A 17,070-nucleotide genomic window follows, 5' to 3' on the forward strand; every position below is an offset into this window, starting at 1 on the left:
GATATATAAATATGTCATTTAAATAGTAGTTATAGCTATTTGAATGACATGTTTTTATTTTAAGTCCTGTTATTTTAAAAGTAAAAGTACATTTTCTTAATAAAGTTATATTTATCCTTTAATAGTTATTGTTTTTCTATGACACAGTTGGGTCAGTTTATGATATAATAAAAAATATATTTAAACATAGTTAGGAGAAATAGAAGTATGTCATTTTCATCAAAAGTTAAAGGAGAAATATGTAGGTATATAGAGATATCTAAAGAAGAGGCTTTAGCTGAGATATCAGCAATAATGAAGGTAAGTGGAACTATTGGTTTTAGTGGAAAAGGACTTAGCTTTAAAATAACTACAGAAAATCCAGCATCAGCGAGACATATATTTACGATATTAAAAGATTATTTTGATATACACTCAAAACTTCTAGTTAAAAAAAGTAATTCTTTAAAAAAGAACAATATTTATATGGTTCTTATAGAAGAAGATATGGGCGTAAGAGAATTACTGAAAGAAACAGGAATATTTAAAGAAGTTGATGATGTGTTGACTATAGATTATACTATCGAGCCAGAGATGGTTAAAACAGAAGAACTTAAGAGAGCGTATATAAGAGGAGCATTTATTGGAGGGGGGAGTATTAGTAACCCAGAGAAAACATATCACTTAGAGTTTGTTACTCATAGTGAAGAATATGCTATTCAGTTATGTAAACTAATAAACTCTTTTGGTTTAAGTTCAAAAGTTATTCAAAGAAAGAACAGCCATATTATATATATAAAAGAAGGAGAACAAATAGTTGACCTTCTAAACATAGTTGGAGCGCATACTTCATTATTAGAACTTGAAAATATAAGAATAATGAAGGAAATGAGAAATAACGTAAATAGACTAGTTAACTGTGAGACTGCTAATTTAAGTAAAACTGTTAATGCAGCAGTAAGACAGGTAGAAAGTATAAAATTAATTCAAAGTACAATAGGACTTCAAAGATTACCTAAAAACTTAAGAGAAGTAGCGGAATTAAGATTAAGTTATCCTGATGAGTCTTTAAAAGAGTTAGGTGAAATGCTAAATCCACCAGTAGGAAAATCAGGAATTAACCATAGATTACGAAAAATAGAAAAAATAGCAGAAGAAGTAAGGTCAGGAAACTACTAATATAGTTAAGAATGAATAATTAAGAATTGATGAGTGAATTCAAATTGATTTAAATTTAGCAATTTATTTTTATTTAGTAAAACTATGAAGTAGTTTCATAATTAAAAGTGAAAAGCGCCTTATGGCATTGGAAAAGTGAGGTGATACCTTGAGTGAAAAGAAGTTTTGTCATTTACATCTTCATAGTGAGTATAGTTTGCTTGATAGTTCTGCTAAGATAAAGAAGATTATCTCAAGAGCTAAAGAGCTTGGGATGGAAAGTATAGCACTTACTGACCATGGAGTTATGTATGGATGTGTTGCCTTTTACAAAGAAGCAAAGGCACAAGGCATAAAGCCTATATTAGGATGTGAGGTTTATGTAGCTGCAAAGTCTAAGGACATAAAGATAAATGATAAAGATAATAGTACGCATCATTTAGTTTTATTAGTTAAGAATGAAGTTGGGTATCAAAATCTTATGAATATAGTATCTACAGCTTCAATAGATGGTTTTTATTATAAACCGAGAATTGACCATGACTTTTTAAGACAGCATAGTGAAGGGCTTATAGCATTAAGTGCATGTCTTGGAGGAGAAGTACAAAGTTGGATTTTAAAAGATAACTATGAAAAAGCAAAAGAGGTAGCTTTACTTTATAAAGATATATTCCATGGTGATTTTTATTTAGAGATACAAGACCATGGAATGCAAGAACAAAGGAAGGTTATCGATATTAATATTAAGTTATCTAAAGAGACAGGAATACCTTTAGTAGCAACAAATGACGTTCACTATATAAATAAAGACGATTCTAAAGCACATGACATATTGATGTGTATTCAAACAGGAAAAACCGTTGATGATGTTAATAGAAGAAGGTATCCATCAGACCAATTCTATTTAAAATCACAAGAGGAAATGTATGATTTATTTTCATATTCGAAAGAAGCATTAGAGAATACTGTTAAAATTGCAGAACAATGTAATTTTGATTATGAGTTCCATGTATCAAAGCTTCCAAATTTCCCTGTACCAGAAGAATATAAAACACATTTTGATTATTTAGAAGAGGTTTGTTTTGCCGGACTTATAGATAGATATGATGTATTTAAAGAGTTTAGAGGGAAAGAAGTAAATCTTGATGAGATAAGAGAGTTTAGTAACTCTAATGAAGAGGCTTTAAGTTATGTTGAAAGACTTAATTATGAGCTTGGAGTAATAAATCAAATGGGATATGTTGATTACTTCTTGATAGTTTGGGATTTTATAAAGTATGCAAATGATAATGGAATTCCAACAGGTCCAGGAAGAGGATCAGCAGCAGGATCAATAGTTGCTTATACTTTAGGAATAACAAAAATAAATCCGATAAAATATAGCTTACTTTTTGAAAGATTTTTAAATCCAGAAAGAGTTAGTATGCCCGATATTGATTCAGACTTTTGTTACGAAAGAAGACAGGAAGTAATTGATTATACTGTTGAAAAGTATGGAGAGAAAAATGTATCTCAAATAATTACATTTGGTACAATGGCTGCAAGGCTTTGTATTAGAGACGTAGGAAGAGCAATGAATTACTCATATTCAGAAGTTGATAGAGTTGCTAAGATGATTCCTACAATGCTTGGAATTACAATTGAGAAGGCTCTTGATTTAAATCCAGAGTTAAAGAAGATATATGATACAGAAGAAAGAGTAAGGAATCTAATAGATGTTAGTAAAACTTTAGAAGGATTACCAAGACACTCATCTACTCATGCAGCTGGTGTTGTTATAGCGTCAAGACCATTAGTAGAATATGTACCTTTACAAAAAAATGATGAGTCTATAGTAACTCAATTTGATATGACAACTCTTGAGGAGCTTGGATTATTAAAGATGGACTTCCTTGGTCTTAGAACTTTAACTGTTATGAATGACGCAGTTAAGATGATTAAGGAAAATAGAGGTATAGACATAGATTTAGATAAAATAGATTTTGAAGATAAAGAAGTTTATAAAATGATTGGGGAAGGTAAGACCGCTGGTGTGTTTCAGCTAGAGTCACCAGGAATGACATCTTTCATGAAGGAATTGAAGCCAGACTGTTTAGAAGATATCATAGCGGGGATATCGCTATATAGACCAGGTCCAATGGCCGAAATACCAAGATATATAGAAGGAAAGAGAAACAAGGATAGTGTACACTATGAGACACCAGAGCTGGAAAGTATTTTAGATGTTACGTATGGAGTAATGGTGTATCAAGAGCAAGTAATGCAGATAGTAAGAGATTTAGGTGGTTACTCTCTTGGTAGAAGTGACATGGTTAGAAGAGCCATGTCAAAGAAGAAGCATAGTGTTATGGAACAAGAAAGAAAGAACTTCATATATGGTATAGTTGACGACAATGGAAATGTTGAAGTTCCTGGATGTTTAAGAAATGGAATCTCAGAAGAGGCTGCAAATAAAATATTTGACTCAATGATGGACTTTGCTTCATATGCTTTTAACAAATCACATGCAGCAGCATATGCAGTTGTTGGATATCAAACTGCATACCTAATGCATTATTATCCTGTTGAAATGATAGCAGCAATGTTAAATTCAGTTATGGGAACTGCTGAAAAAGTAGCTCATTATATAAATTTTGCAGAAAGTCAGGGGATACAGGTACTTCCTCCTGCAATAAACGAAAGTTATTCAAAATTTACTGTTAAAGGTGATACTATAAGATTTGGATTAGCTGCAATAAAAAATGTTGGATTTAATGTAGTTGAAAGTATAGTAGCTTCAAGAAGTGCTAAAGGTAGATTTGAATCTTTAGTAGATTTTATAAATAAGATAGATTTATCAGCTATTAATAAGAGAGCTGTTGAGAGTTTAATAAAGGCTGGGGCCTTTGATGAGTTTAAGATATTTAGATCAAAGCTTTTAGCTGTATATGAAAAGGTAATGGATAGTGTATCTAATGAGAAAAAGAGAAATATAGATGGACAAATAAGCTTATTTGGATTAGTTGAGGAAAATATAAATGAACCAGAAGTAAAATACCCAAATATAAATGAATTCTCAAAAAATAACTTATTAGCTATGGAAAAAGAAATGACAGGTATGTATCTGACAGGGCATCCATTAGATGAATATGTTCAAAGCTTAAAAATGTACACTTCAATAAGTATAGATGATATTTATAAATGTCAACAAGCTCATTTAGAAGGTGTTGATGGTGAGGAGTACTCTATTCATGATGAAGATAAGGTAATACTTGGTGGGATTATCGCTGAAGTGAATCAAAAAGTAACTAGAAGTAATTCGATTATGGCGTTTTTAAAGCTTGAAGATTTAAGCGGGAGCATAGAAGTAATAGTGTTTCCTAAGACTTTAGATAAGGTAAGAAATTTAATTACTCCAGATAGTATGGTTGTAATTAAAGGTAGAGTAAGCATGAAGGAAGATGAACCTGTTAAACTTATATGTGAAACTATAGAACCTTTAGAAAAGGTAAATTCAACAAAAGTATTTATAAGAGTTGATAATCTTAAAAAGGCAAAAGAAACGAAACCAAGTCTAATAGGAATAACGTCTGAACATAAGGGTGATTCTGCTTTATATATCTTTACAGCAGATGATAGAAAAAACTATAGGATGCCTAGAGAAATGTGGGTAAGAGTAAATAATGATTTATTAGACCAATTATATAAATTATACGGTGAAGAAAATATAAAAATAGTAGAATAAGAGGTTAATAATAACCTCTTATTTTATTTTTTATAAAAATCCTCAAAAAAATAATAAAATACATAAATAGTGTAACACATATAAAATGATAAAGTTTACAAAATTCCATTTATGGAAATAAATAGCTAAATAATGAGCATATATAAGAGTATACATATTAAAAAAGTATATATTTTCGTCAACATTAGGGTATAATAGACAGTGAAATCAAGATTTTATCGATAAAAAACTACAAACAAGATGGTTATTTTAGTTGCATTAGTTTATATTTGCAAGTAAAATAAAAAAGGTAATAAAAAGTTAATAATAAAATAATAATATAGAGGAATATTTCAAACTAGGTGGGACATGCACAGACCACCATGGTGACGAGGAGGAATATTTTATGAGTATCAAAAAGATAGCTGTTTTAACTAGTGGTGGAGATGCACCTGGAATGAACGCAGCAATAAGAGCTGTTGTTAGAACTGCACTACATCATGGCCTAGAAGTAGTTGGAGTTCAAAGAGGATATGCAGGATTAATTAATGGTGAATTATTTGAAATGGATAGATCATCAGTATCAGACATAATCCATAGAGGTGGTACAATATTAAGAACTGCTAGATGTTTAGAATTTAAACAAGAAGAAGTAAGAAAAGAAGCTGCTGAATTATTAGCAAAAAATGGTGTTGACGCTTTAGTTGTTATAGGTGGAGATGGTTCTTTCATGGGAGCTAAATTACTATCTAAACTAGGTGTTAAGACTATAGGGCTACCAGGAACTATTGACAATGATTTAAGCTATACAGATTACACAATAGGATTTGATACAGCTTTAAATACTGTTATAGAAGGTGTAGATAAGATAAGAGATACTTCAAGTTCTCACGAAAGAGTTTCTATCGTAGAAGTTATGGGAAGAAACTGCGGAGATTTAGCTCTTTATGCAGGTGTTGCTTGTGGAGCTGAATACACAATAACTCCAGAAAAAGGATTCGATAAAGACGAATTATGTAACGTAATAAAACAAGGTAAAGAAGTTGGAAAAATTCATAACCTAGTTTTATTAGCAGAAGGTATTGGCGGGGCTTATGACTTAGCTAAATATGTTGAAGCACAAACAGGAATTGAAACAAGAGCAACTATATTAGGTCACATTCAAAGAGGTGGATCACCATCTGCATTTGATAGAGTGTTAGCTTCAAGAATGGGATCAAAAGCTGTTGAGGTATTATTAGAAGGAAAAACTTCAAGAGTTATCGGAATTAAGGAAAACCAAATTTTTGACCAAGATATAGATGAAGCTTTAGCTTTAGGTAGAAAATTTGATGATAAATTATTCTCTATTTCAGAGGAAATATCAAAGTAACAAGCTTTGTTAATAGATATAAAACTAAATCAAGAAGGAGTGTTATTTACATGAGAAAAACTAAAATAATATGTACTATAGGTCCAACTAGTGAAAAACCAGAAGTATTATCACAAATAATTGAAGCAGGAATGAACGTTTCAAGACACAACTTTTCACATGGTGATCACGCAGAGCATGCAGATAGAATTAACTTAGTTAAAGAATTAGCTAAGAAGCACAATAAGCAAATTGCTGTTATGTTAGATACTAAAGGACCAGAAATCAGAACTGGTAAATTCGAGCCTAAGAAGGTTGAATTAAAAGCAGGAGATAAATTCACTGTACACGCAGGTGGAGATGTTATAGGTAACACTCAAGAATGTTCAGTAACTTATGCTGGATTAGCTAATGATGTTAAACCAGGAGATACTATATTAATAGATGACGGTTTAGTTGGATTAACAGTTGAATCAATAGATGGAAATCAAATCCACTGTGTTGTTCAAAATACAGGATTTGTTGCTACTCACAAAGGAGTTAACGTTCCAGGAGTATCAATTAAGTTACCAGCTTTAACTGAAAAAGATATAGCTGACTTAAAATTCGGTTGTGAAATGGGAGTTAACGCTGTTGCTGCATCATTCATAAGAAAAGCATCAGACGTTGAAACTATTAGAAAGATATTAAACGAAAATGGTGGAGAACACATCCTAATAATCTCTAAGATAGAAAACCAAGAAGGTGTTGACAACATAGATTCAATTATCGAAGTTTCAGACGGTATAATGGTTGCTAGAGGAGACCTAGGAGTTGAAATACCATTCGAAAAATTACCAGCAGTTCAAAAGATGATGATCGAAAAATGTAACAATGCTGGAAAAATAGTTGTTACTGCAACTCAAATGTTAGACTCAATGATGAGAAACCCAAGACCAACAAGAGCAGAAGTTTCTGACGTTGCTAACGCAATATTAGATGGTACAGATGCTATAATGTTATCAGGAGAATCAGCTAACGGAGATTGGCCAGTAGAATCAGTTCAAACTATGGCTAAGATAGCTGTTGAAACTGAAAGACAATTAAGCTATGAAACAGCTGTTTCAAAGGCTAAGAAGCACATTCCTGCTATATCAGGAGTTATATCAAGAGCTGCTTGCAACGCTGCTAATGAATTACAAGCTGCTTCAATAGTTTGCTCAACTAAGAGTGGAGCTACTGCAAGAAGAATTTCTCAATGCAGACCAGACTGTGCTGTAGTTGCTGTAACTGAAACAGAAAAAGTTGCTAAGAGTTTAGCGTTCAACTTTGGAGTATACCCAATAGTTGCTGAGCACAAAAAGGTTATGGATGAAAGAATAGAAAGAGCTACAGAATTAGCAGTAGAAAATGGATTCGCTAAAAAAGGTGATACAATTGTTATAGCTGCTGGTATGGGTCAAGTTGGATCAACTAACCTTTTAAAAGTAAGTGTAATAGAATAATTTATATAAAAGAAGAAGTACAGAAATTTCTGTGCTTCTTTTTTTATATTTTTATGTCAGAATTAAAAAAAGGTACGTCTAAGTATATGAAAGATAAATGTGGAAAGAATTATTGATTATTTTCTTTTATAATTTATTAACAAAATGGTTAGGTATATGGGGATATTAATAAGGAATATAAAAAAAATGAAGGAAAAAATTCAAAATTTAAATAGAATACCATTAAAAATGCAAGAAAATACATCAAAAATATGAAAAATATAAAAAGTTAACAGAATGTTAACAATTTATGTTGCGATTTTAGGCTATAATGTTAATATCATTGAAATTTCGTGGAGAGATTATAATGGTAACAGTGTGGCAACTGATTCCGAAAAATGCACCGTAAGGTGTATTTTTTTTATCCAAAATTTAGAATAGTACAAATTAAGTAGAGAACCATATTAGTATATGATAGAATAGTTATGTTTGTTAGCTTAAAAGAAATAAATTGCCATAAATAAAGTGCTTTGCACTTTATTTAAAAGGAGAAGATTATAGATGGTAGAAAAGAATAAAGAATATATTTTAGATATAGTATCTCAAGGGTATGAAGGAGAAGGAGTCGCTAAGATTAATGATACTTTTCCTGTTTTTATACAAGGTGCTTTAGTTGGTGAAAAAGTTAGAGTTAAGATAATTAAATCTAAAAAGAATTATGCATATGGAAAATTAATAGAGGTAATTGAATCCTCTGATGATAGATGCAATCCGAAATGTGATGTATATAAGAGATGTGGAGGGTGTAAGCTTCAACATAGTTCATATAAATCACAACTAGACTTTAAGCATAATAGAGTTAAAGACTGTATAGAAAAGATAGGAAAATTAAATCCTGAATTAGTAAAGTATCCACTTGGGATGAATGACCCTTGGAGATATAGAAATAAGGTTCAATTACCTATAGGACTTGTTAATGGAGAATTAAAGATAGGTTTCTTTGCGGAGAGAAGCCATGAAATTATAGATATGAAAAATTGTCTTATTCAAGATGAGTTAGCAGATAAAGTGGTTGAGTTAACTAGAGAGTGGATAATTAAAAATAATATAAAACCATATAATGTTGATGGACAATATGATGAAAATGGAATATTAAGACATATAATGATAAGACGTGGTTTTACAACTAATGAAGTAATGGTTGTAATAGTCACTAATGGTGATAAATTACCTTATAAAGATGAGTTCGTAAATATTATTAAAGATAATGTTCCAGGAATAAAGAGCATAATCCAAAATATAAATTCAAAGCCTACAAATGTTATTTTGGGTCTTGAATCAAAAACTCTTTGGGGGGAAGATACAATATCAGACTATATAGGAGAATTTAGATTTAATATATCTCCACTATCATTCTTCCAGGTTAATCCTACTCAAACAGAAGTATTATATTCAAAGGCATTAGAATATGCTAAGTTAACAGGTAATGAGACAGTATTTGATGCTTATTGTGGAACAGGAACTATAACTTTATTTTTATCAAAGAAAGCTAAGAAGGTTTATGGAGTAGAAATAATCCCTCAAGCTATAGATAATGCATGGATAAATGCTAAGGAGAATAATGTAGAGAATGTTGAATTCTTTGTTGGTGAATCAGAGGTAGTTATACCAGACTTAATAAATAAAGGTGTAAAGGCTGATGTAGTAGTTGTAGATCCACCAAGAAAAGGCTGTGACAAGAAATTATTAGATGCTATAAGCAATATAGATGCAAAGAGAATAGTATATGTAAGCTGTGACCCAAGTACTTTAGCTAGAGATTTAGCTATACTAGATGAAAATGGCTATAAGACATTAGAGGTTCAACCAGTAGATATGTTCCCACATACAGCTCATATTGAGAACGTAGCTTTACTTGTCAAGAAGACATTAAATTCTTAGTGAAATCGGAGATTGAACTTAGAATTTAAGTCCACATTTCGTAGAGTAGCGGAGAAATGTGTTCATTAAAGGGTGAAAAGTAATTAGCACGTTCCATGCAAGGGATGCCAAAGAGCGAACAAAGTGAGTGATTTGCTGAATCCTACTGCTGAGAACGTAGCTTTACTTGTCAAGGAGACATTAAATTCTTAGTGAAATAGGAGATTGAACTTAGAATTTAAGTCCGCATTTCGTAGAGTAGCGGAGAAATGTGTTCATTAAAGAATGAGAAGTAATTTTAAAGAAATAGTTTAGTTAAATTAGAAGGAGTGTGAATATAATTCATACTCTTTTTTATTATGATAAAAAATGGGGTATGACGAAATAGATTGTTAAAATATTAATTATCCAAAAAGTATATTTATAAGAATAATTATGCAAAATGTGAATTTGAAATGAATAAAATCTGTTTTATTTGTGTATAAGTTGTTGACTTTGTGTGAAAATGTGTTAATATTATTCTATAAAAAGTTAATAATTTAACTATTTAATAACATTAACAAAAGAAAAAGGTTTTTTAGGGGGAAATATGAAAAAAATAATTTGCTTAGTAACAATGGCTTCTTTAATGTTAGCTGGTTGTTCGACGAACAATGGACCTAAGACAACGCAAGGAGTTGGACATGGTTATGGAGGAGATATTAAAGTAGAGTTAGTAACTGAAGGAAAAGAAATAAAAGATATTAAAGTTTTATCTAATGAAGAAACTTCAGTTGTATTTAACAGAGCATTGCCAATATTAGTAGAAAGAATAGTGGAAGCTCAAAGCCCAGAGGTAGATAGCGTATCAGGTGCAACATTTACATCATTTGGTGTTAAAGCTGCAGTAGCTGAAGCTATGAAGGAAGCTGGAATGGGAGAATATAAAATATCATTCGATACTAAAGGTCCAGAAGTTGAAAAGAAAGAGTTAGAAGAAGTTAAGACACAATTAGTTGTTGTAGGGGGAGGACCTGCTGGTTTATCTGCTGCTATAGAAGCTAAGCAAAATGGTGTTGAAGATATTATAGTAATTGAAAAACTTGATATATTAAGTGGTAATGGTAAATTTGACTTAGACTTTGTTGACCTTATTAATTCAGAAGCTCAAAAAGCTAATGGAATAGAAGATACAGTCGAAGATTTTGTTAAATATTTAAAAGAAACTAAAAAGGCATGGGATACTGATGAACGTATACTTGCTCAAGCAGAAGGTTCTTATGAATTAGATGCATGGTTACGTGATATGGGGATAAATTTAAATTACAACTTTGATACTCGTAATCATATGACAGAATGGGATGCGTATGCTGGAGAGCATATTCAAGAAAAAATGGAAGAAGAAATTAATAGATTAGGAATAGAAGTTAGAACAGGAACTAAAGGTCTTGATTTAATAATGGAAGATGGAAAAGCTATTGGTGTTAAAGCTGAATCTAAAGAAGGAACTTATGATATAAAAGCTGATGCTGTAATAGTAGCAACAGGTGGATTCTCTAGTAATAAGGAACTACTAGCGAAATATGCTCCAGGTACAGAAACACTTCAAACATCAAATCAAATGGGGACTACTGGTGATTTTATTCCTGTGTTTGAAAAGAATGATATAGCATTAGATAATATGGATATTACTCGTGTATTCCCATTCATTAATATACCAAGAAGAGATTTAACTGGTGGACCAGATGGATTTATTTTAGTTAATAAAGATGGTGAACGTTTCATAGATGAAACTAAGAGAGAAATGACAATGGCTACGGCAATTCAAGAGCAACCAGATGGTAAAGTATTCTATATTTATGACCAAGATTTATACGATAATACATATCGTCTACAAAAGCATACTAAATTAGGATACCATACAAAAGCAGAAACATTAGATGAATTAGCTGAAAAATTAGGTATAGATGCTGAAAACTTAAAAGCAACTGTTAAAACATTTAATGAAGCTGTTGAAGGAAAAATAGAAGATCCATTCCGTGAAAAAGCATTTACTAATACTATAAATGAAAATGGACCATACTATGGTGTTCAAGTAGAATCAGCTATACATATGACAAGAGGTGGGGTTGTTGCTAATGAAAAAGCAGAAGTTTTAAACAATGACAACGAGGTTGTTGAAGGTTTATATGCTGCTGGTGAAGTAACAAGTTCAAGCCAAGCTTATAGTGCAGCTGTAGTATTTGGAAGAATATCTGGTGAAGAAGCTGCTAAGCACATATTAAATAAATAAGTAATTATCGAGGAGCTGCCCTTAAAAAAGGATGCTCCTTTTTTATATATAAATTAATTGTTATATTTATTAATAAATTAACAAAAGGGTAATATAATTAAAAAAATTTAATAGTATGCTGAATTCAGATTAAATTTATAGAAATGTAAAATATCTAAAAATTATTTGAATAAAAATACAATAAAGTAATAAAATGTAAATAATAACGTTTTACACAGTATTTTTTAACTCTAAATGAAATTTTATTGACTTTATTATAAATTATGTTAAAATAATTCATGCAAGGTTATATTGATAAAATAATAACTTAACAAGAGAAAAAGTGATTTTTTAGGGGGAACTATGAAAAAAATTATTTGCTTAGTAACAATGGCTTCTTTATTATTAGCTGGTTGCTCAACAACTAATGGAGGAGCTAAGACAACTCAAGGAGCTGGACATGGATATGGTGGAGAAATCAAAGTTGAATTATCTACTGAAGATGGAAAGATAACAGGAATTAATGTTGTATCTAACCACGAGACTTCAGTTGTATACGACAGAGCTTTACCAATATTAACAGAAAGAATAATCGAAGCTCAAAGCCCAGTAGTAGATAGCGTATCAGGTGCAACATTCACATCATTTGGTGTTAAAGCTGCAGTAGCTGAAGCTATGAAAGAAGCTGGAATGGGAGAATATAAAATATCATTCGATACTCAAGGTCCAGAAGTTGAAAAGAAAGATTTAGAAGAAGTTAAGACACAATTAGTTGTTGTAGGGGGAGGACCTGCTGGTTTATCTGCTGCTATAGAAGCTAAACAAAATGGTGTTGAAGATGTAATAGTTATAGAAAAATTAGATATATTAAGTGGTAACGGTAAGTTCGATATGAACTTCTATGACTTAATAAACACAGAAGCTCAAAAAGCTAACGGTATAGAAGATACTCCAGAAGCTTTAGTAGCTGATTTAAAAGATGGTGGAGCTTGGGATACAGATGAAAGATTAATGGCTCAAGCACAAGGTTCTTATGAACTTGAACCATGGTTAAAAGAAATGGGAATTAACTTAAACTACAACTATTCAGGAAGAAGCCACATGGCTGAAGCTGATGCTTATGCTGGGGAACACATCCAAGCTAAGATGGAAGAAAAGGTTAATGAATTAGGAATAGATGTTAGAACAGGTACTAAGGGTCTTGATTTAATAATAGAAGACGGAAAAGCTACTGGTGTTAAGGTTGAATGTAAAGAAGGATACTATGACATAAAAGCTGATGCTGTAATAATGGCAACAGGTGGATTCTCTAACAATAAAGAATTATTAGCTGAATACGCTCCAGGAACAGAAAGATTAGAAACTTCTAACCAAATGGGTACTACTGGTGATTTCATTCCAGTATTCATAGAAAATGATATTAAGTTAGAAAAAATGGACAACATAAGAATATTCCCTAACATCATAAGTGGTAGAAGAGACTTAACTGGTGGCGGATCTACTATATATGTTAACAAGAACGGTGAAAGATTCATAGATGAAACTAAGGGTGGATTAACTCTAGGTAACGCTGTATTAGATCAAGAAGGTGGAGCATTCTACATCTACGATCAAGATTTATATGAAAATTCATACAGATTACAAAAGCACAATGCTTTAGGATACCATGTACAAGCTGATACTTTAGAAGAATTAGCTGAAAAATTAGGAATCAATGCTGAAAACTTAGTTAAGACTGTTGAAACTGCTAACAAAGCTGTTGATGGTGAAATAGCTGATCCATTCAGAGAAAAAGCTTTATCTGATAAGATAGACAAAGGACCATACTATGGTGTTAAGTTCGAAGCTGGTGTTCACATGACTAAAGGTGGAGTTGCTGCTAACGAAAAGGCAGAAGTATTAAACAACAATGATGAAGTTATTGAAGGTTTATATGCTGCTGGTGAAGTTGCTAACTCAAGTGCTGCTTACTGTGCTGCTGTAGTATTCGGAAGAATATCTGGTGAAGAAGCTGCTAAATATATCTTAAAATAATTATATAAATAGAGTTTAAACTTTAATTTAAGAGTGTTGAAAGTAATTTCAACACTCTATTTATATTTTTTGCTATAAAATAAATTTAATATAAGTTAATAGTTAATTTACAGTGTTTTAAGTATAAAATTCACTTGAATTTAATAATATTTTATTAATAAGAAATAGTCACCTCCATTATAAATGGAGGTGATTTAATTATTAATTACAAAATATAATTAAATCTATGAAAAGAATATTTAATAATTTAACTTCAAGTAAAGATAAAATTAGATTTTATATAGGTGAAGGTGACATATGAATAATAAAAAGGAAGATGTTCATGAAGCATTATTAGAGAGTTTTAAAAACTTAATATTAAATTATGATTTTGATAAAATAACTATTAAGATGATTACTGATGAGGCTGGTTTTATTAGGCCAACATTCTACAATCATTTTGCTGACAAATATGAGGTTTTGGAGCAAATATGCTATGAGGATATATTTAAAGGCAGTGAAATGCTTATAAATAATAAGATGCCTTATGAAGCTATTCACTATATGTTTTCTAGAATTGAAAATAACAAAGAATTTTATCTTAAAGCAATAAAAGTAACAGGACAAAATTCTTTTGAGGAAATTATAAGCGGCAATTTAAATAAAATATTCAAAGAGTTATTTAATCAATATGGTAATAGCAAAAATGGTTATGAAGAACAGTTTTCTCTAGATGATATAGCAGAATATTACTCAAGAGGGTTAACGTTTATTATAAAAAGATGGATAGAAGATGGACTAAAGGTATCAGCAAAGACTTTAACTAAGCAATATGAGATATTAGTTACTAATTCATTAGATGACATTATACATGAGAGGATTAACTGTATGAATGGAGAAGGGTAATTAAAATTAATATATTCAAAGATTTCAAAAGTATAGACTATGACTACAATTTTATATATTTGTATATGTACGGCTACAAAGTCGTCTTTTCGTTTGTTTTAATATACATTTAAAAAATATCATATGTGTAAAAAGCTAAATTTGATATCTATAATGAAAGTGAAGGGAGGGAATTAGATAAAATGAGCTTATTTGAGGTGATTATAGTAGCTATTGGATTAGCACTTGATTCATTCACAGTAGCTGTATGTAGGGGGTCAAATCAAGGAAATTTGAAAAAATCAAATGCAGCTATAGTGGGGATTATATTTGGAGGAATTCAAACTTTAATGCTAATTATAGGAATGCTTATTGCTATATTCCCGATGTTAAATATAGAAAATCAAAAAATAATATCGATGAATCAGTGGTTTTCAGCAATAATTTTATTTTTCTTAGCTTTTAAGTCTTTTAAAAATGCATTCGTAAATACTAATATAGATGAACGAAGGGAAGAGTTTTTTGGGTATAAAGGTAGTGTAACTTTAGCATTAGCAACAAGTTTAGATGCACTTATTTTAGGAATTGGATTAGGATTATTGCAAACTAGATTTATAAGGACTATAATTATTCAATTTATAATAACTACGCTGTTGGTTGCTTACGGATTGTGGGTAGGATACTGCGTCGGTAATAAATATAAGAAACAAATTGATATTTGTGGTGGTATTATTTTATTAAGTATTGGTATAAAAGTTATTTTAAATTATTTTCAAATCATTTAAAGGAGAGGTGTATTTATGATAAGTCCAAAATTTAAAATTCAACAATTAGCTATAAAGCAAGTTCTAGGATATTTAAGAAAAGACCCTGAAAAGAATTTACCAAAGGTTGTATCATGGCTTAGGAAATTTGATACTGAGAATTTATATACAGCTCAATATGATATGGTAGATGAATACTTAAAAGACCCAGATAACAATTGGACAAGACTTATGTGTAATTTAGTTAATAATGTAGACTCTCATATAGTTGAAACTGTATTTACAAACTTTTTATTAAATGCATCAATTAAAGGATGGTCAGTAGTTGCACAAAGTAAGGAAAAGTATGGGTATGAAACTCCGTTTACAATATTAGTAGACCCTACTACAGCTTGTAATAAGAAGTGTATAGGATGTTGGGCCGCTGATTATAATAAATCATTAAATTTGAGTTATGATGAATTAGATAAACTATTTACAGACGGTAAAGAGTTAGGAATATATTTTTATATAATGACTGGTGGAGAACCATTAGTCAGAAAGAACGATATATTAAAATTAGCAAAAAAACATAATGATTGTGTATTTATGTTGTTTACAAATGGTACATTAATAGATCAAAAATTCTGTGAAGATTTAATAGAAGTTGGAAATTTAGTACCAACAATAAGTGTTGAGGGCTTTGATGATGCCACAGATGGTAGAAGGGGTGAAGGTTCATGGAAAGACATTATGAGAGCTATGGATTTAATGAAATCTAATAGAATACCTTTTGGTTTTTCAACATGTTTTACAACTGCAAACTGTGATAGCGTATTGTCAGAAGAATTTATAGATTTAATGATAGATAAGGGTGCTTATTTCTCTTGGTATTTTACATTTATGCCAATAGGATGTAAGACAGATACTTCATTAATGGCAACCCCAGACCAAAGAGAAAAACTGTATAGAACTATAAGAGCATGGCGTAATACAAAACCTATATTTAATATGGATTTCTGGCATGATGCAGAATATGTTGGTGGATGTGTTGCAGGGGGAAGAAGATACTGCCATATTAATGCTAATGGAGATGTAGAACCTTGTGTATTCTGTCATTATTCAAATGCTAATATAAAAGAAGTGTCTTTACTTGAAGCTCTAGGACAACCTTTGTTTAGAGAATATCAAAAAAATCAACCATTCAATAATAATCAGTTTAGACCTTGTCCTATATTAGATAATGCACCTAAAATTGCAGAGATGGTTAAAAATTCAGGAGCTAAATCAACAGAATTTATAGACCCAGAAGATGTGGATGATTTATGTAAGAAAACTATAAATTATGGATTACTTGGGCTAAGAGAGCAGAACCACTATGGAAGGAAAATGTAGAAAATAAAAATAAGAATATGAAAGTACAAGAAAAAGAAATAGAAGAAAATGATTTAGTAAAGAAATAGAGGGGGCTGTATCAAAAAAAAATTGATATTTGCCGATAAAGAAAAGGAAGTTCGAATTTGAACTTCCTTTTTTGCGCATAGTAATAATATGAAAAACTTCACAAAAAATGTGATTCCTATGCAACAAATAGGATTTGCATT

General features: G+C 30.8%; 10 protein-coding genes. All 10 read left to right on the plus strand.

Annotation, left to right across the window (positions count from 1 at the left end; genetic code table 11):
- Positions 1–207 precede the first annotated feature (207 nt).
- The 10 genes from whiA to LQE93_RS14635 all read left to right on the plus strand — a co-directional run bounded on the left by whiA (position 208) and on the right by LQE93_RS14635 (position 16,861).
- Positions 208–1,158: a DNA-binding protein WhiA gene (whiA, locus tag LQE93_RS14590; RefSeq protein WP_055267609.1), complete on the plus strand. Its 951-nt coding sequence runs from the start codon at positions 208–210 to the stop codon at positions 1,156–1,158.
- A 148-nt stretch (positions 1,159–1,306) separates the two neighbouring features.
- On the plus strand, positions 1,307–4,861 hold the full coding sequence (locus LQE93_RS14595; protein ID WP_231074195.1) for a DNA polymerase III subunit alpha: 3,555 nt from the start codon (positions 1,307–1,309) through the stop codon (positions 4,859–4,861).
- Between the two features lie 391 nt (positions 4,862–5,252).
- On the plus strand, positions 5,253–6,212 hold the full coding sequence (gene pfkA, locus LQE93_RS14600; RefSeq protein ID WP_055267675.1) for a 6-phosphofructokinase: 960 nt from the start codon (positions 5,253–5,255) through the stop codon (positions 6,210–6,212).
- 50 nt (positions 6,213–6,262) lie between these two features.
- On the plus strand, positions 6,263–7,675 hold the full coding sequence (gene pyk, locus LQE93_RS14605; RefSeq protein WP_055267605.1) for a pyruvate kinase: 1,413 nt from the start codon (positions 6,263–6,265) through the stop codon (positions 7,673–7,675).
- 540 nt (positions 7,676–8,215) lie between these two features.
- Complete coding sequence (gene rlmD, locus LQE93_RS14610) at positions 8,216–9,595, plus strand: 23S rRNA (uracil(1939)-C(5))-methyltransferase RlmD (RefSeq protein ID WP_231074196.1); 1,380 nt, start codon at positions 8,216–8,218, stop codon at positions 9,593–9,595.
- A 568-nt stretch (positions 9,596–10,163) separates the two neighbouring features.
- Complete coding sequence (locus LQE93_RS14615) at positions 10,164–11,846, plus strand: FAD-binding protein (protein WP_055267600.1); 1,683 nt, start codon at positions 10,164–10,166, stop codon at positions 11,844–11,846.
- Positions 11,847–12,188: 342 nt separating this feature from the next.
- Positions 12,189–13,859: an FAD-binding protein gene (locus tag LQE93_RS14620; protein ID WP_055267598.1), complete on the plus strand. Its 1,671-nt coding sequence runs from the start codon at positions 12,189–12,191 to the stop codon at positions 13,857–13,859.
- Between the two features lie 297 nt (positions 13,860–14,156).
- Positions 14,157–14,744, plus strand: coding sequence for a TetR/AcrR family transcriptional regulator C-terminal domain-containing protein (locus LQE93_RS14625; RefSeq protein ID WP_055267596.1), 588 nt, complete (start codon positions 14,157–14,159; stop codon positions 14,742–14,744).
- A 182-nt stretch (positions 14,745–14,926) separates the two neighbouring features.
- Positions 14,927–15,508 (plus strand): manganese efflux pump MntP, encoded by a 582-nt coding sequence (locus LQE93_RS14630; protein ID WP_055267593.1) that lies wholly within the window; start codon positions 14,927–14,929, stop codon positions 15,506–15,508.
- 15 nt (positions 15,509–15,523) lie between these two features.
- Positions 15,524–16,861, plus strand: coding sequence for a radical SAM protein (locus tag LQE93_RS14635; RefSeq protein ID WP_231074197.1), 1,338 nt, complete (start codon positions 15,524–15,526; stop codon positions 16,859–16,861).
- Positions 16,862–17,070: the final 209 nt, after the last annotated feature.

The organism is Clostridium sp. NSJ-145 (assembly GCF_021044725.1).
Classification (GTDB): domain Bacteria; phylum Bacillota; class Clostridia; order Clostridiales; family Clostridiaceae; genus Clostridium; species Clostridium disporicum_B.

Coding starts and splice junctions, on each gene's coding strand:
- LQE93_RS14630 (WP_055267593.1), top strand. CDS start 14,927: ATGAGCTTATTTGAGGTGATTATAGTAGCTATTGGATTAGCACTTGAT.
- LQE93_RS14615 (WP_055267600.1), top strand. CDS start 10,164: ATGAAAAAAATAATTTGCTTAGTAACAATGGCTTCTTTAATGTTAGCT.
- whiA (WP_055267609.1), top strand. CDS start 208: ATGTCATTTTCATCAAAAGTTAAAGGAGAAATATGTAGGTATATAGAG.
- LQE93_RS14635 (WP_231074197.1), top strand. CDS start 15,524: ATGATAAGTCCAAAATTTAAAATTCAACAATTAGCTATAAAGCAAGTT.
- LQE93_RS14620 (WP_055267598.1), top strand. CDS start 12,189: ATGAAAAAAATTATTTGCTTAGTAACAATGGCTTCTTTATTATTAGCT.
- LQE93_RS14625 (WP_055267596.1), top strand. CDS start 14,157: ATGAATAATAAAAAGGAAGATGTTCATGAAGCATTATTAGAGAGTTTT.
- pyk (WP_055267605.1), top strand. CDS start 6,263: ATGAGAAAAACTAAAATAATATGTACTATAGGTCCAACTAGTGAAAAA.
- rlmD (WP_231074196.1), top strand. CDS start 8,216: ATGGTAGAAAAGAATAAAGAATATATTTTAGATATAGTATCTCAAGGG.